The sequence below is a fragment of the Streptomyces sp. TOM-9 genome, from assembly GCF_056858595.1.
This window is the reverse complement of the sequence record NZ_JBXEQB010000001.1, coordinates 8,683,511-8,705,361: the sequence shown is the minus strand read 5'-3', so window position 1 is coordinate 8,705,361 and position 21,851 is coordinate 8,683,511. Positions and strand designations below refer to the sequence as shown.

23 protein-coding genes are annotated in these 21,851 nt (G+C 73.5%); 14 read left to right on the top strand and 9 right to left on the bottom strand.

The window, feature by feature from the left end; genetic code table 11:
* Positions 1-4: 4 nt before the first annotated feature.
* The 5 genes from AC1VWI_RS40040 to AC1VWI_RS40020 form a co-directional block, all read right to left on the bottom strand.
* On the bottom strand, positions 5-829 hold the full coding sequence (locus tag AC1VWI_RS40040; protein WP_499515957.1) for an LLM class F420-dependent oxidoreductase: 825 nt from the start codon (positions 827-829) through the stop codon (positions 5-7).
* Between the two features lie 108 nt (positions 830-937).
* Positions 938-3,202: a protein translocase subunit SecD gene (secD, locus tag AC1VWI_RS40035; RefSeq protein ID WP_499515956.1), complete on the bottom strand. Its 2,265-nt coding sequence runs from the start codon at positions 3,200-3,202 to the stop codon at positions 938-940.
* A 64-nt stretch (positions 3,203-3,266) separates the two neighbouring features.
* Positions 3,267-3,695 carry a hypothetical protein gene (locus AC1VWI_RS40030; protein ID WP_499515955.1) on the bottom strand — a complete coding sequence of 143 codons (429 nt, stop codon included), beginning with the start codon at positions 3,693-3,695 and terminating at the stop codon, positions 3,267-3,269.
* A gap of 60 nt (positions 3,696-3,755) precedes the next feature.
* Positions 3,756-4,421 carry a response regulator gene (locus AC1VWI_RS40025; protein WP_499515954.1) on the bottom strand — a complete coding sequence of 222 codons (666 nt, stop codon included), beginning with the start codon at positions 4,419-4,421 and terminating at the stop codon, positions 3,756-3,758.
* Positions 4,418-5,374: a sensor histidine kinase gene (locus AC1VWI_RS40020; RefSeq protein WP_499515953.1), complete on the bottom strand. Its 957-nt coding sequence runs from the start codon at positions 5,372-5,374 to the stop codon at positions 4,418-4,420. The genes AC1VWI_RS40025 and AC1VWI_RS40020 overlap by 4 nt, the downstream gene beginning before the upstream one ends.
* A gap of 419 nt (positions 5,375-5,793) precedes the next feature.
* On the opposite strand from AC1VWI_RS40020, the gene AC1VWI_RS40015 reads away from it, so the two are divergent.
* The 4 genes from AC1VWI_RS40015 (at position 5,794) to AC1VWI_RS40000 (ending at position 8,208) form a co-directional block, all read left to right on the top strand.
* Positions 5,794-6,078 carry a TraR/DksA C4-type zinc finger protein gene (locus AC1VWI_RS40015; RefSeq protein WP_499517028.1) on the top strand — a complete coding sequence of 95 codons (285 nt, stop codon included), beginning with the start codon at positions 5,794-5,796 and terminating at the stop codon, positions 6,076-6,078.
* A 40-nt stretch (positions 6,079-6,118) separates the two neighbouring features.
* Positions 6,119-6,505 (top strand): TraR/DksA family transcriptional regulator, encoded by a 387-nt coding sequence (locus tag AC1VWI_RS40010; RefSeq protein WP_499515952.1) that lies wholly within the window; start codon positions 6,119-6,121, stop codon positions 6,503-6,505.
* Positions 6,502-7,287: a rod shape-determining protein gene (locus tag AC1VWI_RS40005; protein ID WP_499515951.1), complete on the top strand. Its 786-nt coding sequence runs from the start codon at positions 6,502-6,504 to the stop codon at positions 7,285-7,287. Before AC1VWI_RS40010 ends, AC1VWI_RS40005 begins: the two co-directional genes overlap by 4 nt.
* Before the next feature lie 78 nt (positions 7,288-7,365).
* On the top strand, positions 7,366-8,208 hold the full coding sequence (locus AC1VWI_RS40000) for an aldo/keto reductase (protein WP_499515950.1): 843 nt from the start codon (positions 7,366-7,368) through the stop codon (positions 8,206-8,208).
* 16 nt (positions 8,209-8,224) lie between these two features.
* Here the strand turns inward: AC1VWI_RS40000 and AC1VWI_RS39995 are convergent, their stop codons facing one another.
* Positions 8,225-8,854 (bottom strand): TetR/AcrR family transcriptional regulator, encoded by a 630-nt coding sequence (locus tag AC1VWI_RS39995; protein ID WP_499515949.1) that lies wholly within the window; start codon positions 8,852-8,854, stop codon positions 8,225-8,227.
* Between the two features lie 93 nt (positions 8,855-8,947).
* Here AC1VWI_RS39995 and AC1VWI_RS39990 point away from each other — a divergent pair, with 93 nt between their 5' ends.
* From AC1VWI_RS39990 to AC1VWI_RS39980, 3 genes are all read left to right on the top strand, one after another.
* The gene (locus AC1VWI_RS39990; protein ID WP_499515948.1) at positions 8,948-9,703 is read left to right on the top strand and encodes an SDR family NAD(P)-dependent oxidoreductase; all 756 of its coding nucleotides are present in this window, start codon (positions 8,948-8,950) and stop codon (positions 9,701-9,703) included.
* A gap of 50 nt (positions 9,704-9,753) precedes the next feature.
* Positions 9,754-10,557, top strand: coding sequence for a class I SAM-dependent methyltransferase (locus AC1VWI_RS39985; protein WP_499515947.1), 804 nt, complete (start codon positions 9,754-9,756; stop codon positions 10,555-10,557).
* A 573-nt stretch (positions 10,558-11,130) separates the two neighbouring features.
* Entirely contained in the window at positions 11,131-11,427 is a 297-nt protein-coding gene (locus AC1VWI_RS39980; RefSeq protein ID WP_499515946.1) for a hypothetical protein, read from the top strand.
* 16 nt (positions 11,428-11,443) lie between these two features.
* On the opposite strand, the gene AC1VWI_RS39975 is transcribed toward AC1VWI_RS39980, so the two are convergent.
* The 3 genes from AC1VWI_RS39975 to AC1VWI_RS39965 form a co-directional block, all read right to left on the bottom strand.
* The gene (locus tag AC1VWI_RS39975) at positions 11,444-11,557 is read right to left on the bottom strand and encodes an Rmf/CrpP family protein (protein ID WP_499515945.1); all 114 of its coding nucleotides are present in this window, start codon (positions 11,555-11,557) and stop codon (positions 11,444-11,446) included.
* A 529-nt stretch (positions 11,558-12,086) separates the two neighbouring features.
* Positions 12,087-12,281 (bottom strand): hypothetical protein, encoded by a 195-nt coding sequence (locus AC1VWI_RS39970; RefSeq protein ID WP_499515944.1) that lies wholly within the window; start codon positions 12,279-12,281, stop codon positions 12,087-12,089.
* A 198-nt stretch (positions 12,282-12,479) separates the two neighbouring features.
* Positions 12,480-13,040 carry a GNAT family N-acetyltransferase gene (locus AC1VWI_RS39965; RefSeq protein WP_499515943.1) on the bottom strand — a complete coding sequence of 187 codons (561 nt, stop codon included), beginning with the start codon at positions 13,038-13,040 and terminating at the stop codon, positions 12,480-12,482.
* 442 nt (positions 13,041-13,482) lie between these two features.
* Between AC1VWI_RS39965 and AC1VWI_RS39960 the strand changes: the two genes are divergently transcribed.
* The 7 genes from AC1VWI_RS39960 to AC1VWI_RS39930 all read left to right on the top strand — a co-directional run bounded on the left by AC1VWI_RS39960 (position 13,483) and on the right by AC1VWI_RS39930 (position 21,731).
* Positions 13,483-14,514: a LacI family DNA-binding transcriptional regulator gene (locus AC1VWI_RS39960; RefSeq protein ID WP_499515942.1), complete on the top strand. Its 1,032-nt coding sequence runs from the start codon at positions 13,483-13,485 to the stop codon at positions 14,512-14,514.
* Positions 14,515-14,627: 113 nt separating this feature from the next.
* Positions 14,628-15,902 (top strand): extracellular solute-binding protein, encoded by a 1,275-nt coding sequence (locus tag AC1VWI_RS39955; RefSeq protein ID WP_499515941.1) that lies wholly within the window; start codon positions 14,628-14,630, stop codon positions 15,900-15,902.
* 9 nt (positions 15,903-15,911) lie between these two features.
* Positions 15,912-16,874, top strand: a complete 963-nt coding sequence (locus tag AC1VWI_RS39950) for a carbohydrate ABC transporter permease (protein ID WP_499515940.1) — start codon at positions 15,912-15,914, stop codon at positions 16,872-16,874.
* 1 nt (position 16,875) lies between these two features.
* On the top strand, positions 16,876-17,769 hold the full coding sequence (locus AC1VWI_RS39945) for a carbohydrate ABC transporter permease (RefSeq protein ID WP_499515939.1): 894 nt from the start codon (positions 16,876-16,878) through the stop codon (positions 17,767-17,769).
* A gap of 91 nt (positions 17,770-17,860) precedes the next feature.
* Positions 17,861-18,877 (top strand): glycoside hydrolase family 130 protein, encoded by a 1,017-nt coding sequence (locus tag AC1VWI_RS39940; RefSeq protein ID WP_499517027.1) that lies wholly within the window; start codon positions 17,861-17,863, stop codon positions 18,875-18,877.
* On the top strand, positions 18,874-20,070 hold the full coding sequence (locus AC1VWI_RS39935) for a Gfo/Idh/MocA family protein (protein ID WP_499515938.1): 1,197 nt from the start codon (positions 18,874-18,876) through the stop codon (positions 20,068-20,070). Before AC1VWI_RS39940 ends, AC1VWI_RS39935 begins: the two co-directional genes overlap by 4 nt.
* Entirely contained in the window at positions 20,067-21,731 is a 1,665-nt protein-coding gene (locus tag AC1VWI_RS39930; RefSeq protein ID WP_499515937.1) for a glycoside hydrolase family 13 protein, read from the top strand. Before AC1VWI_RS39935 ends, AC1VWI_RS39930 begins: the two co-directional genes overlap by 4 nt.
* Positions 21,732-21,851: the final 120 nt, after the last annotated feature.

The following is a 21,851-nucleotide window of genomic DNA, read 5'->3' as shown; positions in this document are numbered from 1 at the left end:
CGGGTCAGCGGAACCGGTCGGCCAGCGCGGCCATTTCGTCCAGGTGCTCCAGGGTCTCCCGTTCGGGCAGCGTCGGCAGGTGGAGCAGCACCCGTTCGACGCCGAGCCGCTGGTAGCCCTCGAGCTGCTCGGGGCCGCCGCGGACCCCGTACACCGTCACGGGCACGTCGCGTCCGGTGACCTCGCGCAGCCGCTCGATGCGCGGGCCGAGGTCGTCCGGCGCGTCACTGTTGGCGAGCCAGGCGTCGCCGAACTCGGCGACCCGGCCGAACCCGCCCTCGCCGCCGCCGACGTAGATCGGCGGATGGGGCCGCCGTACCGGCTTGGGCCAGGCGAAGACGGGGTCGAAGTCGACGAACCGGCCGTGGAACTCGGCCCTGTCCGCGGTCCACAGCTCGCGGATGGCCCGCAGCCGTTCGTCGGTGAGCAGGCCGCGCGTGGCGGGGTCGGCGCCGTGGGTCCTCATCTCCTCGCGGTTCCAGCCGACGCCGACGCCGAAGACGGCACGGCCGTCGGAGACCAGGTCGAGGGAGGCCACCTCCTTGGCCGTGTGGATCGGGTCGCGCTGCGGGATCAGCGCGATCCCGGTGCCCAGCAGCAGACGCCGGGTGACGGCGGCGATCACGGAGAGGGCGACGAAGGGGTCGAGGGTGCGGTAGTACACCTCCGGCAGCTCGCCGCCCATGGGGTAGGGGCTCTCGCGCTTGACGGGGATGTGGCTGTGCTCGGCGATGAAGAGCGAGTCGAACGCCCGTTCCTCCAGGGCGGTGCCGAGCGGGGCGGGGCGGATGCCCTGATCGGTGATGAACGTGGAGATCCCGATGTACACGACGGCTCCATGGGTCGCGGCGAGCGGATGACACCGCTGTGCTGCCTACCCCGCCCGGGTGGCCGCGCGACCACGACCACCCGGGAGGAGCATCGCGCCGGGCGTCCCTCAGCCGGCCGCCACTGGACGCGCGGTCACCGGCGCCCGCTTGCGCCGGTGCAGTTCCACGGCAAGCGGCGCGGCGGTGAACACCGAGGACCAGGTGCCCACGGCGAGCCCGATGAGCAGGGCCAGCGCGAAGTCGGCGAGCGATCCCTCCCCCAGCACGGCGAGCGCGGCGAGGATGAACGCCGCGCCCATCCCGGTGTTCACGGTGCGGGGCACCGTCTGCAGGACCGCGGCGTTGGCGACACGCGCGAAGGGGCGCCTCCGGTCGCGCCGGGCCAGTTCCCTGACCCGGTCGAAGACGACGACGGAGTCGTTGACCGAGTAGCCGACGACGGTCAGCAGGGCCGCGACGAAGACGCCGTCGACGGGCTTGCCCAGCCAGGCGAACACCCCCACGAGGACGACGACGTCGTGCGCCATGGCGACCACGGCCGCCGCGCCGAACGTCCACCGGAACCGGGCCGCCAGGTAGACGAGTTGGGTGGCCAGCGCCACGGCGAGGGCGATGACGGCACCACGCCGCAGCTCCTTGCCGATGCCGGGCCCGACGGACTCGTCACGGAGTTTCTCCGCCTGCCCGCCGAGGCCGCTGATCGCCGCGGTGACGCGGTCCTCCTCCGCCTCGGTCAGCTTCGCGGTGCGCACGGTGAGACGGTCGTCGCCCAAGGTCTGCACGACGGCCCGGGGGAATCCGGCAGCGGCCAGGACCTCGCGCGCCCGGTCGGCGCCCACCGGCCGGTCCGTGGCGTACTCGACGAGCCGGCCACCGGTGAACTCCACCCCGAGGTCGGCACCCCGCACCAGGACGCCGGAACCCGCCAGGACGAGGACCGCCGCCGACACGGCGAGCCAGCGCCGTGGGCGCCGCATCAGGTCGGGGTCGCGCCGGGTGATCCGCTCCCGTACGGCGCCGATGCCCGCGATGCCGGACAGGTGCGGGCGCCGTCGGACGCAGCGGCGGGCGACGGCCGTTTCGGCGAGGGCCCGGGTGATCACCAGCGCGCTGAGCATCGACGCGAGGACACCGATGCCGAGGGTGACGCCGAAGCCGCGCACCGGCCCGGAGCCAAGGAAGAACAGCAGCGCGGCGGCGATGAGGGTGGTGACGTTGGTGTCCGCGACGGCGCTGAAGGCCTTCCGGAACCCGGCGGTCAGCGCGGAACCCAGGCTCGCACGGCGCCGTGCGGCGTACTCCTCGCGGGCCCGTTCGAAGACGAGCACGTTGGCGTCCACGGCCATGCCGATCGCCAGGACGAATCCCGCGAGCCCCGGCAGGGTGAGGGTGGCGCCGAGGGCGGCCAGCGCGGCGTAGGAGACCAGGCCGTAGCAGGCGAGCGCGACGACGGCCAGGGCGCCGACGAGGCGGTAGACGGCGATGACGAACAGCGAGGTCAGCACGGTGCCGATGCCGGCGGCCCAGACGGCGGCCGTGACGGCCGCGGCGCCGAGGGTTGGGCCGACCGTGCGCTGCTCGACGGTCTCCACGGGTACGGGCAGGGCGCCCCCGCTGATCAGCAGGGCCAGTTCGCGTGCCTCGGCGTCGTCGAACGTGCCCGTGATCCGGGTCGAGCCGCCGGTGATGCCGGTCCGGCAGGCGACCGACGGGTCGACCTGCGGGGAGGAGATCACCTTGTCGTCCAGGACGATGGCGACGCGACGCGACGGGTCGCCCGGGGTACGGCAGGCCGCCTCGCCGGTCAGGCGCGCCCACGCGTCCCGGCCCTCCCCCTTGAAGTCGAGGTCGACGTACCAGCCCGCACCCGTGTCCTGGTCGAAGCGGGCGTGCGCGCCCTTGACGTCACCGCCGGTCAGGGAGGCGGCGCGGAGCCGGAGCGACTGGCCTGACTCGTCGGCGAGGACGCGCTCCGCGGGCCGCTTGGGCAGCGGGGTGGTGACGGCGTCGCCTTCGGAGGCCGTGCCGAGTACGGCGTGGAAGGTGAGCTGGGCGGTGCGGCCGAGGACGGCGGCGGCCTGCGCCGGATCCTGCACACCGGGCAGTTCGACGATGATCCGGTGGTCACCGGACTGCACGATGGCGGGTTCCGCGACGCCGAGGGCGTCGACGCGGCCGCGCAGCACCTCGACGGTGCGGGCGGTGGCCTCGGCGTCGGCGGGCGCCGAGGGGGTCGAGCGGGTCTCCAGGACGATCTGGGTGCCGCCGCGCAGGTCGAGTCCGAGGCGGACCGGCACGGTGGCGGCGACGTAGAGGGACAGGGCGACGGCGATGAGGGCGAGCAACGCCCGCACGCGCGTGGCGCGTGTCACGGGGGCCTCCAGCAGGCAGGGCGCAGCCGCACGGGGCGGCATGCGAGGGGGATGTGAGGGAGTGTCAGCTGCCTGGAGAGGAGGGCGGGGCACGTCCGCGGCAGGGTGACGCCTGCGCGGTCGCGGGGGCGGCGCCGGCCGCGGACGGTCGCGGCGTGACGGACCGCGGGCAGGTGAGGGCGGTCCGGGCGGAGGCGGTCGCGGCGTCGAGGAGCGGCGAGTGCCGCTCACCCGGGGCGTCGCGCCAGGACCGGGCGGACGCGGCACGGTCGGCGTACGGCCCGGTGGCGTACGGCCCGGTGGCGTACGGACCGGGGTCCCGGTCACCCGTGGCGGCGGGGGGCGGCGGGGCCTGCCCGGGTCCCGTCGCGGCGACGGCCGGGACGAGGACCCCGAGGAGGGCGAGCAGGGTGACGACCAGCGTCCCGGCGACCGCCGTCGCCGACCGGCGAGGGCCGCGCGGGCGGGCCGCGGGGGCACGGCGCGGTGCCATGCGGCACCTCCTCGTCGGTCGTCGGGGGTGGGGGAGGGAAGCGAAGTCCGGGCGGCGGGCTCACGCCTCGATGAGGCCGGCCCTTATCGCGTAGCGGGTGAGCTGCAGCCGGTCGTGCAGGCCGAGTTTGCCCAGCAGGTTCGCGCGGTGCCGGTGGACGGTCTTGACGCTGATCACCAGCGTTTCGGCGATCTCCTTGGAGGAGTGCCCCTCGGCGACGAGCTTGAGCACCTCCTCCTCGCGCGCCGTCAGCACGTGGTCCGGGGCCTCCTGGCCGTGGCGGGCACGGTCGAGGTAGTTGCGGATCAGGGCGGTGACCGCGCCGGGGTAGAGGAACGGTTCGTCGCGCATCGCGGCCCGGCAGGCGGCGACCAGGTCGCGGTCGGCGACCGACTTCAGCACGTAGCCGCAGGCACCCGCCTTGAGTGCCTGGAAGAGGTACTGCTCGTTGTCGTGCATCGTCAGCATCAGGATGCGCAGCCCCGGTTTCAGCGCGGCCAGGTCGCGGGTCGCCTGCAGGCCCGTGAGACGGGGCATCGAGACGTCCAGGATGGCGAGGTCGACGTCCTGGGCGCGGGCCAGCGCGATGGCCTCCGCACCGTCGCCGGCCTCGGCGACGACCTCCAGATCCGGTTCGCGGTCGAGGATCAGCCGCACCCCGCGGCGTACCAGGGCGTGGTCGTCGGCGAGGAGGATGCGGATCGGCGTCGGTCCGGCCGGGGTCATGAGCGGTCCCTCGGGGCGGGCACGGTCAGCCGGACCTGGGTGCCGGCCCGTGGTGTGGAGGTGATGTCGAGCGCGGCCCCGAGGAGCAGGGCCCGTTCGCGCATGCCGCGGATACCGGCGCCTTCGTGGACGATGCCGGTGCCGCGTCCGTCGTCGCTGACGCCGAGCACGACGCGGCCGGCGCTGTGGCGCAGGCTGACCTCGACCCGTGCGGCCTCGGCATGGCGGGCGACGTTCGTCAGGCTCTCCTGGGCGACGCGGTACAGCACGAGTTCCGTCTCGCGGTCGAGGGACGGCAGATCGGTGTCGAAGCGGCGCCGCACGCCCAGTCCGGTGTGCGTCGCGAAGTCGCCGGTGAGCGAGGTCAGCGCGCTCACCAGACCGAGGTCGTCCAGCACCGCGGGGCGCAGCCGGCGGGCGAGCCTGCGGACCTCGTCCAGGCTCTCCCTGGTGATCTCCTGCGCCTGCTGCAGTTCGCATCGGAGCGGCTCGGGCGCCTGGTCGGCGGCCCGGGTCAGTTCGAGCAGGACGGCGGTCATGCTCTGCCCCACCTCGTCGTGGAGTTCCTGGGCGACGCGCCGGCGCTCGGACTCCTGCGCGAACAGGACGCGGGCGCTGCTGGTGGCCCGCTCCTCCTCCAGCCGGTCCAGCATGGCGTTGAAGGTACGGATCAGCTCGGGGACGCCGCCGTGGCCGCGCGTGGCCGGGAGCCGCTGCCCGGGGCGCAGCAGGTCGACGGTGGTCATCAGCCGGTTCAGCCGGTCCAGCGGGGCCAGGCCGACCCGCAGGAGCACGGCGTTGGCGACCAGCATGACGGCGAGGCCGCCGACCAGGATCACCGCCTCGGCCAGCACCACGGGTACGGAGACGGTCACCGGGGCCCACAACAGCAGCGCCGTGGCCGTACCCAGCACCATGGCGTTCAGCCCGAAGATCCGCCAGAACAGGGACACCTGACGTCGGCCTCCTTCTCCCGCTCTTCCCTCGTCGCGTCACACGCGCACACCTGCCGCCCGCCTCCGCGGATTCCGGCAGGCGGGCGCGACCGTCACGGTGACGGCCTCCGTCCAGCCTGCCCTCGCCCGGGTGCCCCGGTCGATGGGGTGCGACCCCCATCTCCGGCGTGGTCATGAGGTCGCCGGCGGGGCTCCGGATGGGGTCCGGTACCCACCGTGAATGGGTGTCACGGCCGATGGGCAGGCGCCGCCCCCTCGGCCAGGGTGGGAAGCGACCCCCCGCGTGGTCGCGGCCGGCGCCACCCCCGGCGCCGGCCTGCCGCGCGTCCCCTTCCAGGAAGGATCCCGCCGTGCCTCCCGACATCGCCCAGTCCGGACCGCGGCCCGAACCCCGGCCCGGCCCCCGTCCCGGCCGCATGACCACGCACGAGGCCCGTCAGCGCCTCGAGCACGAGCGCAGCACCCGGCTGACCCAGCTCCGGGCCGTCGCCGAGGCCGGCTGGGCGGCGGACGACCACGTCATGGTCGTGCAGAAGGAGGCCATCCGGCGGGTGCTGGGGGAGATCGAGGCCGCGTTCGCACGCCTCCAGGACGGCAGTTACGGGGTCTGCCCCGACTGCGCCAAGCCCATACCGGCCGAGCGCCTGGAGATCCTCCCGTACGCACGCTGCTGCGTCGCCTGCGGGCGCCGTGCCGCGTGACCCGTGACCTGTGACCAGCCGGAGAAGGGAGAAGGGTGACGTGGTGAACCACCGGACCGCGGACGACCGCGCCGCGCATCTGTCCGCCGAGGACCTCGCCGCGCTGCGCGTGAGCCTCGACGAGCAACGCCTCTTCCGCCGGGAGCAGTTGCGGCAGGTGGCCGCGGCCGTGCCGGCCGAACCGCACCAGCCGCCGGGAGGGCGGGCGGGAGAGCGGGCGGCCGCACGGGAAGAGGTCCGCGCCGCGCTCGCCGCCGCGGCCCGGATGGTGCTCGCCGACGTCGAGGCGGCCCTGGAGCGCATGCGCGAGGGGCGGTACGGGTTCTGTCCGCTGTGCCGGGAGCCCATCCCGCTGAACCACCTGGTGGTCGTCCCCCAGGCCCGTTACTGCGGCCGCTGCCTGCAGGCGCGGGGGGCCGAGGGATGAGCGCGCCGTGGCTGCCGGTCCGCCGGCAGACGGGGTTCGCCATCGACCTCGGCAGTGCCCGCACGCGGGTCTGGGCCCTCGGCCGGGGCATGGTGCTCGACGTGCCCACGGTGACGTTCCCGGGCTCGGGCACCGTCCGCCCCGTCCGCAGCGGAGTCATCGACGTCCCCGGCACCGCCCGGATGCTCGACCGGTTGCTCCGCCACCGGCTGCCCGGTCTCGGCCGCCCGCTGGTCGTGCTGACGGCGCCCGTCCTGGACGGCGTCGCCTACCGCGCGGCGGCCCGGGCCGCCGTGGAGGTCCTGCGGCCGCGCGCCGTCCTGACGGTGCCCACGGCGCGGGCGGTGGCCCTCGCGGCCCGCGAGGACCTGAACCGCCCGCTGCTCGTGGTGGACGTCGGCGCCCACCTCACGGAGACGGTCCTGCTGGTCGACGGCGCGGTGACCGACGCGCACCGCGCGAAGCCCGGCACCGCCGACCTCGACGCGGACCCCGCTGCCGCCGCACGCCTCGTCGACGCGCTGGTGGCCACCGTGGCGACCGTGCTGGAGGAGGACCGGACGGCGGCCGCGCCGGCCGCCCTGGCGCACGGCATTCTCCTCGCCGGCGGGGGCGCACTGCGCCCCGAGGTCGTCTACCGTCTCGCGCGCCGGCTCGACGTCCCCGTCAAGGTGGTGCCGGCGCCGCACACGGCGGCGGTGCGCGGCGCGGCCGAACTCCTGGGATCCGCCCGCCTCCACCCGTCGTTCACCGGCAACGTCCGCGCGCCGGTGCCGGAGTAGGAGCCAGCGCCGTCCACCGAGTTGCAGGACCGGATGCGCGGTGGTGGCCTGAAGGTGTGTCGTGCCGGGGAGGCAGGGATGGCGACAGCGTCGATGCGTACGGTCCGGCTGTCCTCGAGGGACGTCCCCGCGCTCGGACAGGGCACCTGGCACCTCGGTGCGGACCCGGGCCGCCGCCGCGAGGAGGTCGCCGCCCTGCGGCTCGGTGTGGACCTGGGCATGTCGATCGTCGACACCGCCGAGATGTATGGCGACGGCGCGGCGGAGGAACTGGTCGGGGAGGCCATCGCGGGACACCGTGCCGAGGTGTTCCTCGTCAGCAAGGTGCTGCCCGACCACGCCGACCGCCGTGGTGTCGTCGCGGCCTGCGAGGCGAGTCTGCGACGGCTCCGCACGGACATCCTGGACCTGTACCTGCTGCACTGGCGGGGGCGGCATCCGCTGGAGGAGACGCTGGCCGGGTTCACCGAGCTGATGGCCGCCGGCAAGATCCGCACCTGGGGGGTCAGCAACCTGGACGCCGGGGACATGGCCGAACTGGTCTCCCTCCCGGGCGGGTCCGCCGTGGCGGTGGACCAGGTGCTCTACAACCTCACCCGGCGCGGCATCGAGTGGGACCTGCTCCCCTGGTGCCGGCGCAACCGGGCCGGAGTGATGGCGTACTCCCCCATTGAGCAGGGCAGACTGCTGCGTTCCGCAGCGCTGCTGGCCGTGGCGGACGGCCTCGGCGCCACGCCCGCCCAGGTGGCGCTGGCGTGGGTGCTGGAGCAGGGCGTGGCGGCGATCCCCCGCTCGGGGCGGCCCGAGCACGTGCGCGAGAACCGCGCCGCGGCGGACCTGCGACTCCCCGCGGAAGCGCTGGCGGCGCTGGACGCCGCGTTCCCGCCGCCCCGCGGGCCCGTGCCGCTGGAGGTGCTCTGAGGGGTGCCGTGCCCGGTCAGGGGGCCGACGGCACGGGTGCGGGTACCGGTACGGGTGCGGCGAGGAGCCGTTCGATGCCCAGGTCGAGGGCGGCTTCCAGGTGCGTGAGCGAGCCCGTCGACATCAGGATCGAGACACCGCCCTGGATGCCCGCGAGGAGGGCGGACGCGACACGGTCGGCGTCCAGCTCCGGTGAGATCTCCCGCTGCTCCTGCATGGCCCGGATGCCGGTGGTGATCTGGGCCTGCCACGAGGCGAGGAGTTCCCTGGTGACGGCCTGCGCACCGGGCGTGGCGGGGCTCAGCTGCGAGATAAGCGTGCCGAGCGGGCACTGCTGCCCCTGCCGCCGGTAGCGGTCGACGACCGCGTCCCGCCAGTCGTACCAGGCCTGCCAGGAGGTGAGCGCGCCGAGGTGCGGCTGCTGGTCGGCCAGGACCCGGCCGGCCTCGTGACGGGCCACGGCGAGCAGCAGTTCCTCCTTGCCGCCGGGGAAGTAGTGGAAGAGCTGGCTCTTGCTGGTGGCCGTGCGGGCGCGGATGTCGTCCAGGGTGGTCTCGACCGCGCCTCGCTCGCGGATCTCCTCCGCGGCCCCCTCGACGATGCGCTGCCGGGTGGCGGCGCCCTTGGCCGTCAGTCGTGCTGCCATGCCTCCATCCTGCCACTTTTTGGACTTGCAGGTCCAATTTCCGGGTGGCACCTTGGCCGTTCCCAGCCGGTTCACGGAGAAAGGTGCGGAAACATGAGCAAGCGACTCACCGGGCGGACGGCCCTGGTCACCGGTTCCACCACGGGCCTCGGCGCCGCCATCGCGGCGGCCCTGGCTGCCGAGGGCGCGTTCGTCGTCGTCAGCGGACGCGACGCGGCCCGCGGTGCCGACGTGGTGGCACGCATAGAGAAGGACGGGGGCTCGGCGGCGTTCGTCGGCGCCGACCTGTCGGGCGGCGCCGACGCCGTCGGCCGCCTCGCCACCGACGCGCTCGCGGCGGCCGGCGGCCGGATCGACGTCCTCGTCAACAACGCGGCGCTCCTGCTCACGCCCACGCCGACCGCCGAGGTCCCGCAGGAGACCGTCGACCAGGCGCTGGCGGTGAGCGTGCGGTCGGTGTTCCTCCTCACCGGCCTGCTGGCGCCGCCCATGGCCGAGCGCGGCCACGGCGCCGTGGTCAACCTGGGGTCCATCAACGGCATGCGGGGCATGGCGCATTCGGCGCTCTACAGCATGACCAAGGCGGCCGTGCACTCGCTCACCATGTCGTGGGCCGCGGAGTACGGACCGCACGGGGTCCGGGTCAACACCGTCGCTCCCGGTCCCACCCTGACGGAGAAGGTCGCGGCGATGGAGGAGCACCTGACCCCGATCATCTCGCGCATGCCCTCGCGCCGCGCAGGCGACCCGGCGGAGGTGGCGTCGGCCGTCGTGTTCCTGGCGAGCGACGAGGCCTCGCAGATCCACGGCGCCACGCTCACCGTCGACGGCGGGTTCACCGCGGTGTAGCGACCGGCCGCCGGCGGGTGCGCTCGTCCGGCGCTTGCCACAATGAGGGCATGACCAGCGCCGGTCGCTACGGTGAGCGCTTCTTCCGCCCGGAGGACGCCGGCGAGGGCGACCGCATCGACCTCGCCGCCGCCTCGTACGACGACACCACCCTCACCCGCCTGCGGCAGCTCGGGGCGGGCCCCGGGTGGCGCTGCCTGGACGTCGGCGCCGGCACGGGCACGGTGGCGCGCAGACTGCTGCGCGAGGCCGGGGTCAGCGAGGTGCTCGCGGTCGACCGGGACGTACGGTTCCTGGCGGCACGTCCGACGCCGGGCCTCACGGTGCGGCAGGCGGACGTCACCGTGGACGGCTTCCCGCCGGGCCGGTTCGACCTCGTCCACGCGCGGTTCGTGCTGATGCACCTGCCGTCGCCGGAGCGGATGATCGCCACGCTCGGCGGCCTGCTCGCCCCCGGCGGCGTCCTGGTGGTCTGCGACGCCGTGGACCTGACCACCGCCGCCGCCCCCGACACGCCGTACACGCTGGCCATGCGGGCAATGTGGCGGGGGCTGCGCGACACCATCGGCACCGACGTCTCACGGGTGCCGCGCTACCCCGGGATGCTCAGGGCGGCCGGGCTCCGATCGGTCGCGGCGGAGATCCACGTTCCGCCGCTCCTGCCCGGGAGCACGATCAGCCGGTTCTGGGCGGAGACCTGGAACCGGACCCGGTCCACCATGACCGCCACCGGCCTCGTCGACGACACCCTCGTCGACGAGGCCCTGCGCTACCTGGACTCACCCCAGTGCGCCGACCTGTCCCCCGGCATGCTCACGGCCTGGGGGCGGTCGCCCTCGGAGGACATCACCTGACCGGCCCACCGTGACGTGCGGGCACGCGCGACCACGACGAGGCTGGGCGATGGTGTAGTTGGAGGGCTCCGACTCTCCCCGTTCGAGCCCTCATCGCCATGAGTCGGGCCCCTGCCGCAACGGCGCGGCGGGGGCCTGCGGCATGCCCGGGCGCCCCTCCGCCGCGAGTGCTGCCCGCGGTCGGCGTACTGCGGCGAGACCGCTCTCCGCATCGACGAACTCGCCACAAGGAAGACGAAGAGCCCACTGAGCGACTGTCTGGAGTGCTGCTGCGCAGCCGGCGCATGATCGACCAGTCGCAGTACCAGTCACTCTGGAGAAACGGCTGGCCGGGGTGGCGCGTCGCGGTCAAGCGTGCGAGCCGTCCGGGTCGCGGGTCGCGGGTCGCAAGAGCCTGGGTGCGCAAACCGCTGCGACCATGCCAGGAAGCGCGGGAGGGGGCCCGTTTCTGGGCATGCAAAAAGGGGCCGCCCGCGCCTGGCGGTCGGGCCCCGTGAGGTGGCGTCGAGCTTGGCGATCAGTGGGCAAGGCCGTCCCGTGCGCGTGCACGGATCCCCGCTCCTGGACCTAGCCATGATCAACACGCTGTGCGATCATCTGCCGGTGCCTGGTCACTGGACTGGTTCGGTCCTCTTCGCCCTTCTCGCTGTCGGCGCCTTCGCGTTGGCCGTCCGCGACTCCGTCCAGCGTAAGTGGATCACCGCGGTGCGGGACGCCTCGGGCGCGCTGGGCTTCGCCTGTATCAGCGCCGGTAACGAGGGCTACGCCGTCGCAACCGGTGGATACGGGGCGGCGTGCTTTTTCACGGTTTCGATGGCCGCCAGCCTGTTCATCCGGCGGGAGAACCGCAACAAGCAGACAGCGGCGTAGGCTCCTCGACCGGCCTCTACGGGGCTGCTGCTGGGTAGTGCCAGCTGCTGGCGCTCGCCCTCGGCACGGTCGAGGCGTAACCCTTGATCCACGCCTTGCGGAGCAGCGACGAGGCAGGGTACGGGCACACAGTGGCGCGCTGGCCGGTCCCGCCGGCCTCCGCCCCTGCGCGATCGCGTGCGTGATGTCGGCCCGCATGCCCATGGCGTCACCTCTCGTTCTGGTGGTCGGCCTCGTTCTTCCGGGCCCCGGCCGCCCAACGCTGCTCGCGTCCTGGGTGACGTGCGATGAACTCGACCTGAGTGAGGCGGCCTCCATGCCCTGTGCGAGCTGCCAGGCAATGACGCGGAGGAGTCGGGCCTCTACGTCGGCGTACTGGTCGGCGGTCTGCGCGGCCAGGTACTCGACCTGATCAGGCGGCACCGGCACTGCGCCTCCCCTGAAAGTTGTGCGAGGCAGTGATCTACGGGCCGGCCACTGAACTTGAACTCGTGATGTCGGTCGGCTCGTGGTGGCGGCGTCAGGGTCCGAGACTGCTGGCTGTTGCCCTCCGAATCCCGCAGCGGATGACGATACACGCGGGTGTTGGCGCGATCTTTGGCCGTTGGCTTGCCCGGGCTGGGGTCGAGCATGGCGTGGAATCGGGCCGGCTCCTGCCTTTACGCCCTGGCGGTCGCGCCGGCTTCGCGAGTACGGGACCGCTCGGGCGCGCTGGGCGGGACAACCGCGGGCGTGCCGTCGGCGAGGGCTTGGCCGAGCGAGATGATCCGGGGCGCGGTGCCGTCGGGGACGTCGACGATGCGGGCGGATACGTCATGGCCGACGGCCGGCGGCGTAGGGTTGCCGGCGGTCATGGCTGAGAACTCTGGTCATGGTCGGGTTGGGCCCGTCAGGCGGTGAAGTCGCAAGCCGTTCGTCCGAAACGGCGGCCTCACGCCCGCGGTTTGACCCGGCCGAGGTCGAACTCATCGTCCCACTCACCGCCGGATGACGGGCTCGCGGCAGATCGCCCGGTCGCGCCGGCCCGCGACCCGCCCACGGACCTGCCCCGGTCAGCCATCAGCGGCACCCGCCAAGTCCCCCGGCACCAGGGAGAACAGGACGAGGTCGACGCGGCCGGCGTGCACGAACCCCGCGTTGCGCAGGACGCCTTCACGGCGCAGGCCGGCCTTCGTGGCGACGCGCTGGGAGGCGGTGTTGCCCGTGGCCGCGCGGAGTTCCAGGCGCTGGAAGCCCTGTTCGGTCAGCAGCCAGGTCGCGAGGGTCCGGGTCGCCTCCGTGGCGATGCCGCGTCCCCTCGCCCAGGGGGAGACCCAGTAGCCGACCTCGCTCGTCAGCGCCCGCCGGTCGGTCCGCTTCAGGCCGACGGTGCCCAGCAGTCGTCCGCCGTCCGCGTCGGTGACGGCGAAGTGGATGCCGTCGCCGGACTCGCGCAGGGCGTGGGAGACCGTCGTGCACCAGGCCGTCGCGTCGTCGAGCGTGTAGGGGCGGGGCAGGGGCAGCCACCGCTGGGTGTGGGGGTCCTCACAACTGGCCCGGGTGTCGTGGGCGTCGTCCGGGGCGAACGCGCGCAGGAGGAGCCGTTCGGTGCGCAGGACCGTGTCCGGGAACACATCCGTCTCCGTCGTTGCCTCCGTCCGCCGCCCGCCGCCCACCGCGGGGTTGGGCAGACGCTAGCAGCACGCCGCGCCGTACCGGCACCCCGCAGGGGCTGTGACGCACTGTCACGGCCCGCGCGGTACGTGGTGACCGGTGCACCGATACGACATTTCGGACTTATCGCCGCACTTGCCGCATATAACTCCCCAACTGAGAGTAGGCCCTTGACACTCCGCCCCCCGAGGTTCATGGTTCCTCACATCGCTCGTTTAAACCGGTTCAAACGCGAGGTGACGAGATCCCTTCGCGTTGGTTGCCCCGGTATGCGAGTGCAAGAACGTGCTGCCTCCGGCGCCGAAGGTGCCGCCGGACGGTGTGCCCCTCGGGGTACGCCGGCCGACGGGACCCGCGGATGCGGATGTGGCGCCCTTCCGCCGCCGTACACGGAGAGTCCGCATGGCCAGACGCCCCACGATCGCCGATGTCGCCCAGCTGGCGGGTGTGTCCAGGGCGACGGTCTCCTTCGTCCTCAACGACCGCCCCGGCGTGGCCGCCGCGACCCAGGAACGGGTCCGCGCGGCGGCCGAGAAGCTGGGCTGGACGCCGAGCCGCAGCGCCCGTGCGCTGTCGACCGGGCGGGCCAGGGCCGTCGGCCTGGTCCTGACGCGCGAACCCGACCTGATCGGCACCGACCCCTTCTACCCGGCCTTCATGGCGGGCATCGAGTCCGTCATATCCGAGTCCGGTGACGGCCTCATGCTGCACGTGACGGGCCCCCGCAACGAGATGGACACCTACCGCCGCCTGGTGGACGACCAGCGCGTGGACGGGGTGTTCCTCACCGACCTGCGCGTGGGCGACCCCCGCCCCACGCTGCTGCGGGAACTGGGCCTGCCCGCCGTGGCCGTCGGCGCCGACGACGGCGTCGAGGGGATCGCCACCGTGAACCTGGACGACCGGCCGGTGGTCGCGGGCGCCGTCCACCACCTCGTCGGACTCGGCCACCGCCACATCGCCTACGTCGCGGGCCCCGAGGAGTACCTGCACGCCCAGCGGCGGCTGGGCGCCTGGCGGGACGCGCTCGCGGAGGCGGGCCTGCCCCCGGGCCCCGTGCTGCCGGGCGGCTTCACCGCCGAGGGCGGCGCGCTCGCGACGCAGGCCCTGATCACGCGGGGCGACCGGCCCACCGCCATCGTGTACGCCAACGACCTGTCGGCCACCGCGGGCATGGCGGTCGCGCAGGAGGCCGGTCTGCGGCTGCCCGACGACCTGTCGGTGGTCGGCTTCGACGACGTACCGCTGGCCTCCTGGACCAGACCCTCGCTCACCACCTGCCGTGCCGACGCCGCCACCTGGGGCCGCGCCGCCGCACTCGCCCTGATCGAGACGATCGAGCAGGGCACCACCCCGCACGTGGAACTGGACCCGGCCGCGCTCATGGTGCGCGGCTCCACGGGCCCGGCCCCCGCCGGCACCACCCGCCCCTGAACGCGCGCCCGACGCGCCCACGACGTTCTCCGCTCCCCGGAGGGCCGTCACCGAGGCAGGACGACGCCCCGGAACGGCCTCTCCCCACCCCTTGAGAACCCGGAGCCACCGCAATGAAGAAAACCCTCCTGACCGTCCTCTCGGCCGTCGCCCTGACCGTGCCCCTCGCGGCGTGCGGCAGCGGCGGGTCGGACACCGCCGGGGGCGGCGACGCCGCCCACGGGCCGATCACGGTCTGGTACTCCAACAACGCCCAGGAGGTCGCCTGGGGCAAGAGCATGGTCGCGTCCTGGAACGCCGCCCACCCCGACGAGAAGGTGAAGGCGCAGGAGATACCGGCGGGCAAGAGCTCCGAGGAGGTCATCGGCGCGGCCATCACGGCGGGCAACGCCCCGTGCCTGATCCTCAACACCGCCCCCGCGGCCGTGCCCGGCTTCCAGAAGCAGGGCGGCCTGGTGGCCCTGGACGACTTCCCCGGCGGGGAGGCGTACCTCAAGGCGCGGACCGGCGACCGGCTCTCTCAGTACGCGTCGCCCGACGGCAAGCACTACCAGATGCCCTGGAAGAGCAACCCCGTCATGATCTTCTACAACAAGGACCTGTTCAAGAAGGCCGGGCTCGACCCCGAGCACCCCAAGCTCTCCACTTACCAGGACTTCCTGACCACCTCGCGCGCCCTGGTGAAGGGCGGTGTGCACGCCGCCATCTGGCCGGCGCCCACCTCCGAGTTCTACCAGTCCTGGTTCGACTTCTACCCGCTCTTCGCGGCCCAGACCGGCAAGCAGCTCGTCGAGGACGGCAAGGCCCAGTTCGCCTCGCCCGACGGCGTCAAGGCCGCCGAGTTCTGGAAGACCATGTACGCGGACCGCCTGGCCCCCAACGAGCAGTACAACGGTGACTCCTTCGCCGACGGCAAGGCCGCCATGGCGATCGTCGGCCCGTGGGCCGTCTCCGTCTACGGCGACAAGGTCAAGTGGGGCGCCGTGCCGGTGCCCACCGCGACCGGCACCGAGGCCAAGGGCACCTTCAGCGACGAGAAGTCCATCGGCATGTTCACCGCGTGCAAGAACAAGGGCACGGCCTGGGACGTGCTGAAGTTCGCCACCAGCAAGGAGCAGGACGGCAAGCTGCTGGAGGCCACCGGCCAGATGCCGATGCGGCAGGACCTCCCGGCGGCGTTCCCCGACTACTTCGCCTCGCACCCGGACTACAAGACCTTCGCCGAGCAGGCCGACCGCACCGTCGAGGCCCCGAACGTGCCGAACTCCGTCGAGATCTGGCAGACGTTCCGCGACGCCTACACCAAGTCCGTGATCTTCGGGAAGGGCGACGTCGAGAGCGCCTTCCGCGAGGCCGCGGGCAAGGTCGACGGCCTGGCGAAGCAGTGAGTCACGGCCATGTCCTCCACGCACCATGACGTCCTCCGCCCCGGGTCCGCCCGGGGCGGGGCCCGCCCCCGGGCCGACCGTGAGCCGCGGCCGCGCCGGCTGCGGTTCGCGGGCCGGCAGCCGATCGGCCTGGCCTTCGTCTCCCCGTACCTGATCTACCTGGCCGCGATCTTCCTGTACCCGCTCGGCTTCGCGGTGTGGATCTCCTTCCACGACTACTTCTTCGCCGCGCCGGGCGCCCAGGTGGACCGTCCCTTCGTGGGGCTGGCCAACTACACGGCCGTCCTGACCGATCCGGCCGTGTGGCGTTCCTTCGGCAACATCGCGGTCTTCCTGGTCATCAACGTGCCGCTGACGGTGGCGGCGTCGCTCGTGCTCGCCACCGCCCTCAACTCCAAGCTGCGGGCGCGCACGTTCTTCCGCACCGCCTACTACGTCCCGTACATCACCGCCAGCGTCGCCGTCGTCGGCGTGTGGCTCTTCCTGTTCAACTCCAACGGCCTGGTCAACAAGGCGCTCGGGCCGCTCGCGCCGGACCCGTCGTGGCTGGTCAACTCGCACCTCGCGATGCCGACCATCGCGCTGTTCGTCGCCTGGAAGCAGCTCGGCTTCTTCATCGTGCTCTACCTCTCGGCGCTGCAGAACGTGCCCGGCGAGCTCTACGAGTCGGCCGCGCTGGACGGCGCGGGCAAGGTGCGGATGTTCTGGTCCATCACCGTCCCGGCGGTGCGCACCGCGACGCTGCTGGTGCTGGTCATGGCGACGGTGACGGGCGCGAACCTGTTCACCGAGCCCTACCTGCTGACCAGCGGCGGCGGACCCGACGGCGCCACCACCTCACCGGTGCTGCTGATGTACCAGCGCGGTCTGCAGCAGGGCCACCCGGACGAGGCCGCGGCGATCGGCGTGATCCTCGTCGTGCTGATCACCGGTATCTCCCTCCTCTACCGCCGTCTGCTGGAGAGGGACTGACATGGCCGACGCACACGCCCCCTCGCTCCTGCGCCACTCGGCGCACCACAGGCCGCACACGCACTCGCGCGCCCGCCGGATCCTGTCGCGGCTGGCCCTGCTCGCCGGGGCCTTCGCCTTCCTGTTCCCCTTCTACTACATGCTCATCGGCTCCCTGCAGCGCGAGCCCGACAGCAGCCCCGCCGGGGCCTTCCCGCAACCGGGGAACCTCTCCCTGCACAACTACGCGGAGATCAACTCGGCCATCTCGCTCGGCCGTTCCCTGATCAACTCCGGGATCTTCACCGGCGGCGTCATCGTCTGCACCACCGTCTTCGGTCTGCTGGCGGGGTACGCCCTGGCCCGGCTCCACTTCCGGGGCAAGGGCTCCACCTTCGCCCTGGTGCTGCTGGTGCAGGTCATCCCGTTCCAGCTGCTGATGATCCCGCTGTACGTGCTGATCGTCCGCGACTACGGCCTGGCCGACTCCTACATCGGGATCATCCTGCCGTTCGCGATCAACACCAGCGCGGTCTTCATCTTCCGGCAGTTCTTCCTGCAGCTGCCGCAGGCGATGTTCGAGGCCGCGCGCATCGACGGCGCGGGCGAGCTGCAGATCCTGTTCCGGATCGCGATCCCGCTGTGCAAGCCGGCGCTCGCCTCCGTGGTGCTGCTGAGCTTCACCGGGCCGTGGAACGAGTTCCTGTGGCCGTTCCTGGTCACCAAGGAGCAGGACATGCAGCCGCTGGCGGTGTCCCTGGCCAACTACATCAGCACGGTCTCCTCCGCCGCCGCCAACCCGTTCGGCGCCATCCTCGCCGGTGCCTGCGTACTGGCCGCGCCCGCGGTGGCCCTCTACCTCGTCTTCCAGAGCCGCTTCACCTCCACCGACCTCGATTCCGCCACGAAGGGCTGAACTCGCCGTGAACGACCGCACCACCAGCACCGCCCGTACCACCGGCTCCAACAGCTCCGTGCCCTACCGCCTGACCCGTGTCGGCGTCGTGATGTCGCCGCTGGCCGGCGAGGCCAACGAGGCCGAGGGCGTGCTCAACCCCGCGTCCGGCCGCACCCCGGACGGCACCCTGCACCTGCTGCCCCGCCTCGTCTCGGAGGGCAACGTCTCCCGGGTGGGCCTCGCCGAGGTCGTGATCGAGGACGGCGTGCCCACCGGCGTCGAGCGCCGCGGCGTCGTCCTCGCCCCCGACGCCGGCTGGGAGCGCGGCAAGAACAACGCCGGCGTGGAGGACCCGCGCACGACGTGGATCGAGGCGCTCGGGCTGCACGTCATGTCGTACGTCGCCTACGGCCCGCTCGGCCCCAAGCCGGCGCTGGCCGTCTCGAAGGACCTGGTCACCTGGGAGCGCCTGGGCCCGATCCAGTTCGCCTACCAGGCCGACCTCGACACGGACCTCAACCTCTTCCCGAACAAGGACGTGGTGCACTTCCCCGAGCCCGTCCCGGGACCGGACGGCGAGCCCGCCTTCGCCATGCTGCACCGCCCGATGTGGGACCTGGGCTGGTTCCGTCCCGGGGAGGGCGTCCACCTGCCGGCCGGCGTGACCGACGAGCGCCCCGGCATCTGGATCTCCTACGTCCCGGTGGCCGAGGTGGAGAAGGACCTCAGCGCCCTGGCCCGCCCCCGTGACCACCGTCTGGTCGCGCTGTCCGAGCACCCCTGGGAAGAGCTCAAGATCGGCGCCGGCCCGGCCCCGATCCGCGTCGAGGAGGGCTGGCTGCTCATCCACCACGGCGTGTCCGGCACCATCGACGACCCCTTCGCCCAGCAGCAGAAGGTCAGCTACGCGGCGGGCGCCATGATCCTCGACCCGCAGGACCCGGCCCGGATCCTGGCCCGCACCGACGAGCCGCTGATGGAGCCGGAGACGGAGGAGGAGCGTTCCGGCACCGTGCCGAACGTCGTCTTCCCGACCGCGATCGAGGAGATCGACGGCGTGCGCTACGTCTTCTACGGCATGGCCGACGCCCACATCGGCGTCGCCCGCCTGGACCGTGCCGAGTGACCACGCTCGGTCTGGGCCTGGCCGGCTGCGGCGCGTTCGGCGCCTACCTGCTGGACGCCGTGGCCGATCTGCCCGGCGTACGCGTCGTGGCCTGCGCCGACCCCGACGGTGACCGTGCCGCCGCCCTCGCGCGGCGGCACGGCGCCGCCGTCGCCGCCGACGCCGCGGCGCTGGCGGGCCTGCGCGGGGTGGACGTCGTGGCGATCGCCACTCCCCCGGCCACCCACGCGGAACTCGCCGTCGGCGCGCTGCGCGCGGGCCGGCACGTGTTCTGCGAGAAGCCGCTGGCCGTGACGCTGGAGGACGCCCTGCGGGTGGAGGCCGAGGCCGAAGGCTCCACCGGCGTCCTCGTCGTCGACCACGTCCTGCGCTACAACCCCGTCCTGCGGATGCTCGAGCGGCTGCGCGAGGAAGGGCTGCTGGACCCGCTGGTGCGCTTCGCCTTCGAGAACGACGCCGCCGACGAGGACCTGGGCCCCGGCCACTGGTTCTGGGACCCCGCCCGCAGCGGCGGCATCCACGTCGAGCACGGCGTGCACTTCTTCGACGCCGCCCGCGCCCTCATGGGCAGCGAGCCCGTCGAGGTGCACGGCACGGCCGTGCGCCGCGAGGGCGGCCCGGTCGACATCGTCGTGGCCACCGCCACCCACCCCGGCGGCGCCGTCGCCACCCACACCCATTCCTTCACCCACGCCCACCGCGCCGAACGGCAGTTGATGCGCCTGGACTACGGCTTCGCCGAGGCCCGGGTCACCGGCTGGATCCCGACCCACGCGACGGTCACGGCCTGGACGGACGAGCAGGGCGCCCGCCGCTGGGAGGACCTGCCCGCGCGCGCCGCCGCGCTGCTGGCCGTACCGGGGCTGCGGCCGCACGGCGAGGAGCGGATCACCGTCACGGTGGAACGCGACGCGGGACCGGCGGCGCCCGCCCGCGGCCGCGGTGTGGAGCGGAGCGTCCCGCACCGGGTGACCTGCGTGGTCGACCTGGGCGGAGAGGCACGCAAGCAGCACGTGTACGCCGAGAGCGTGCGCGCCGCCTTCACCGACCTGCTGCGCTGCGCGACCGGGGGCGGCACCCCGGTGGCCGACGTGCGGTCCGGGCGGACCGCGGTCGCGGTGGCCGAGGCCGCCACGCGTTCCACGGAGACCGGCCGCACCCTGCCGGTCCCGTCCGGCCCGACAGGAGCATGAGGAGCACCGTGAGCACCACCCATCCCGCACCGGCCACGCCCTGGTGGCGGGACGCGGTCTGCTACGAGATCCACCCGCGTGCGTTCGCCGACGGCGACGGGGACGGCGTCGGCGACCTCGCCGGCGCCGCCGACCGCCTGGACCACGTGGCCCGGCTGGGGGCGGACGCGGTGTGGATCACCCCGTTCTACCCGTCCCCGCTGGCCGACGGCGGCTACGACATCGCCGACCACACCGCCGTCGCCCCCGACCTCGGCACCGACGCGGACTTCGACGCCTTCGTCGCGCGCGCCCACGGCCTGGGGCTGCGGGTCCTGATCGACCTCGTCCCCAACCACACCTCGGACACGCACCCCTGGTTCCGGGAGGCCCTCGCGGCCGGCCCGGGGAGCGCGGCGAGGGACCGCTACCTCTTCCGCACCGGACGCGGCGCGGACGGTGAACTCCCTCCGAACGACTGGGAGTCCGCGTTCGGGGGTCCGGCGTGGACCCGTGTCCCCGCACCGGACGGCGGCCCGGGCGAGTGGTACCTGCATCTGCACGCGCCCGAGCAGCCGGACCTCAACTGGCGCCGGCCGGAGGTCGTCGCCGACTTCGAGCGGATCCTGCGGCACTGGCTCGACCGCGGCGTCGACGGTTTCCGCATCGACGTGGCCCACACCCTCTTCAAGGCCCCGGGCCTGCCCGACGCCGGACCCGGGCAGCACCAGGACCTCCTGCGCAACCACCTGCTGCCGTACCACGACCAGGAGGAGCTGCACCCGCTGTTCCGTTCCTGGCGCCGGCTGCTGGACACCCATCCGGCGCCGCCCGGTGCGGTCCCCCCGGGGCAGCGCGTGATGGTGGCCGAGGCCGCCGTGTTCGAACCGGCCCGGCTGGCCCGGTACGTCAGCCCCGGCGAGATGCAGCAGGCCTTCAACTTCGCCTTCCTGGAGTCCCCTTGGGACGGGACGGAGCTGCGCGCGGTCATCGGGCGGTCCGTCGCGTCGATGCGGGCCGTCGGGGCACCGGTCACCTGGGTCCTGTCCAGCCACGACGCGGTCCGCCCGGTCACCCGCTACGGCGGCGGGCAGCGCGGCCGGCGCCGAGCCCGGGCCGCCGCGCTGCTCATGCTCGCGCTGCCCGGCGCCGCGTACGTCTACCAGGGCGAGGAACTGGGGCTGCCGCAGGCCCACGTGCCGGACGACCGGCTGCGCGATCCCCTCTGGGAGCGCTCCGGCCACCGCGAGCGCGGCCGCGACGGCTGCCGGGTGCCGCTGCCCTGGGAGGGCCCGGCGGCTCCGTACGGTTTCAGCAGCGCCCCCGCTGACGCCTGCTGGTTCCCGCAGCCCGACGACTGGGCGGACCTGACCGTCCGGGCCCAGGAGGACGACCCCGCCTCGATGCTCGCCCTGTACCGCTCCGCGCTGCGGCTGCGCCGCGCCGCGCCGGTCCCGGCGGACGCGGCGCCGGTTCCGCAGGGGCCCGAGGACGGTTCCTGGTTCGCCTTCGACCGCGCGCCGGGGCTGCGGTGCCTGACCAACTTCGGCCCGGATCCGCTGCCCCTCGCGGAGGGGGACGAGGTGCTGCTGGCCAGCACACCGCTCGACGGCCGCTCGGTGCCCGCGGACACCACCGTGTGGCTCCGCCCCGCCGGGACCACGACCGCGGTCACGTCCTAGACGGGCAGTCCCGGGGCTGCGCCACTCGGCGAACGCCCGGCGGACGTCTCGTCCGGCAGCGCGACGACCACGACGGCGCCGGGCCCCGCCGCCGTCGGGCGTCGTCGGCCGCGATCCCCG

Coding starts and splice junctions, on each gene's coding strand:
- AC1VWI_RS40030 (WP_499515955.1), bottom strand. CDS start 3,695: ATGGCACCGCGCCGTGCCCCCGCGGCCCGCCCGCGCGGCCCTCGCCGG.
- AC1VWI_RS40025 (WP_499515954.1), bottom strand. CDS start 4,421: ATGACCCCGGCCGGACCGACGCCGATCCGCATCCTCCTCGCCGACGAC.
- AC1VWI_RS40015 (WP_499517028.1), top strand. CDS start 5,794: ATGACCACGCACGAGGCCCGTCAGCGCCTCGAGCACGAGCGCAGCACC.
- AC1VWI_RS40005 (WP_499515951.1), top strand. CDS start 6,502: ATGAGCGCGCCGTGGCTGCCGGTCCGCCGGCAGACGGGGTTCGCCATC.
- AC1VWI_RS40000 (WP_499515950.1), top strand. CDS start 7,366: ATGGCGACAGCGTCGATGCGTACGGTCCGGCTGTCCTCGAGGGACGTC.
- AC1VWI_RS39995 (WP_499515949.1), bottom strand. CDS start 8,854: ATGGCAGCACGACTGACGGCCAAGGGCGCCGCCACCCGGCAGCGCATC.
- AC1VWI_RS39990 (WP_499515948.1), top strand. CDS start 8,948: ATGAGCAAGCGACTCACCGGGCGGACGGCCCTGGTCACCGGTTCCACC.
- AC1VWI_RS39985 (WP_499515947.1), top strand. CDS start 9,754: ATGACCAGCGCCGGTCGCTACGGTGAGCGCTTCTTCCGCCCGGAGGAC.
- AC1VWI_RS39980 (WP_499515946.1), top strand. CDS start 11,131: ATGATCAACACGCTGTGCGATCATCTGCCGGTGCCTGGTCACTGGACT.
- AC1VWI_RS39970 (WP_499515944.1), bottom strand. CDS start 12,281: ATGACCGCCGGCAACCCTACGCCGCCGGCCGTCGGCCATGACGTATCC.
- AC1VWI_RS39960 (WP_499515942.1), top strand. CDS start 13,483: ATGGCCAGACGCCCCACGATCGCCGATGTCGCCCAGCTGGCGGGTGTG.
- AC1VWI_RS39955 (WP_499515941.1), top strand. CDS start 14,628: ATGAAGAAAACCCTCCTGACCGTCCTCTCGGCCGTCGCCCTGACCGTG.
- AC1VWI_RS39950 (WP_499515940.1), top strand. CDS start 15,912: ATGTCCTCCACGCACCATGACGTCCTCCGCCCCGGGTCCGCCCGGGGC.
- AC1VWI_RS39945 (WP_499515939.1), top strand. CDS start 16,876: ATGGCCGACGCACACGCCCCCTCGCTCCTGCGCCACTCGGCGCACCAC.
- AC1VWI_RS39940 (WP_499517027.1), top strand. CDS start 17,861: ATGTCGCCGCTGGCCGGCGAGGCCAACGAGGCCGAGGGCGTGCTCAAC.
- AC1VWI_RS39930 (WP_499515937.1), top strand. CDS start 20,067: ATGAGGAGCACCGTGAGCACCACCCATCCCGCACCGGCCACGCCCTGG.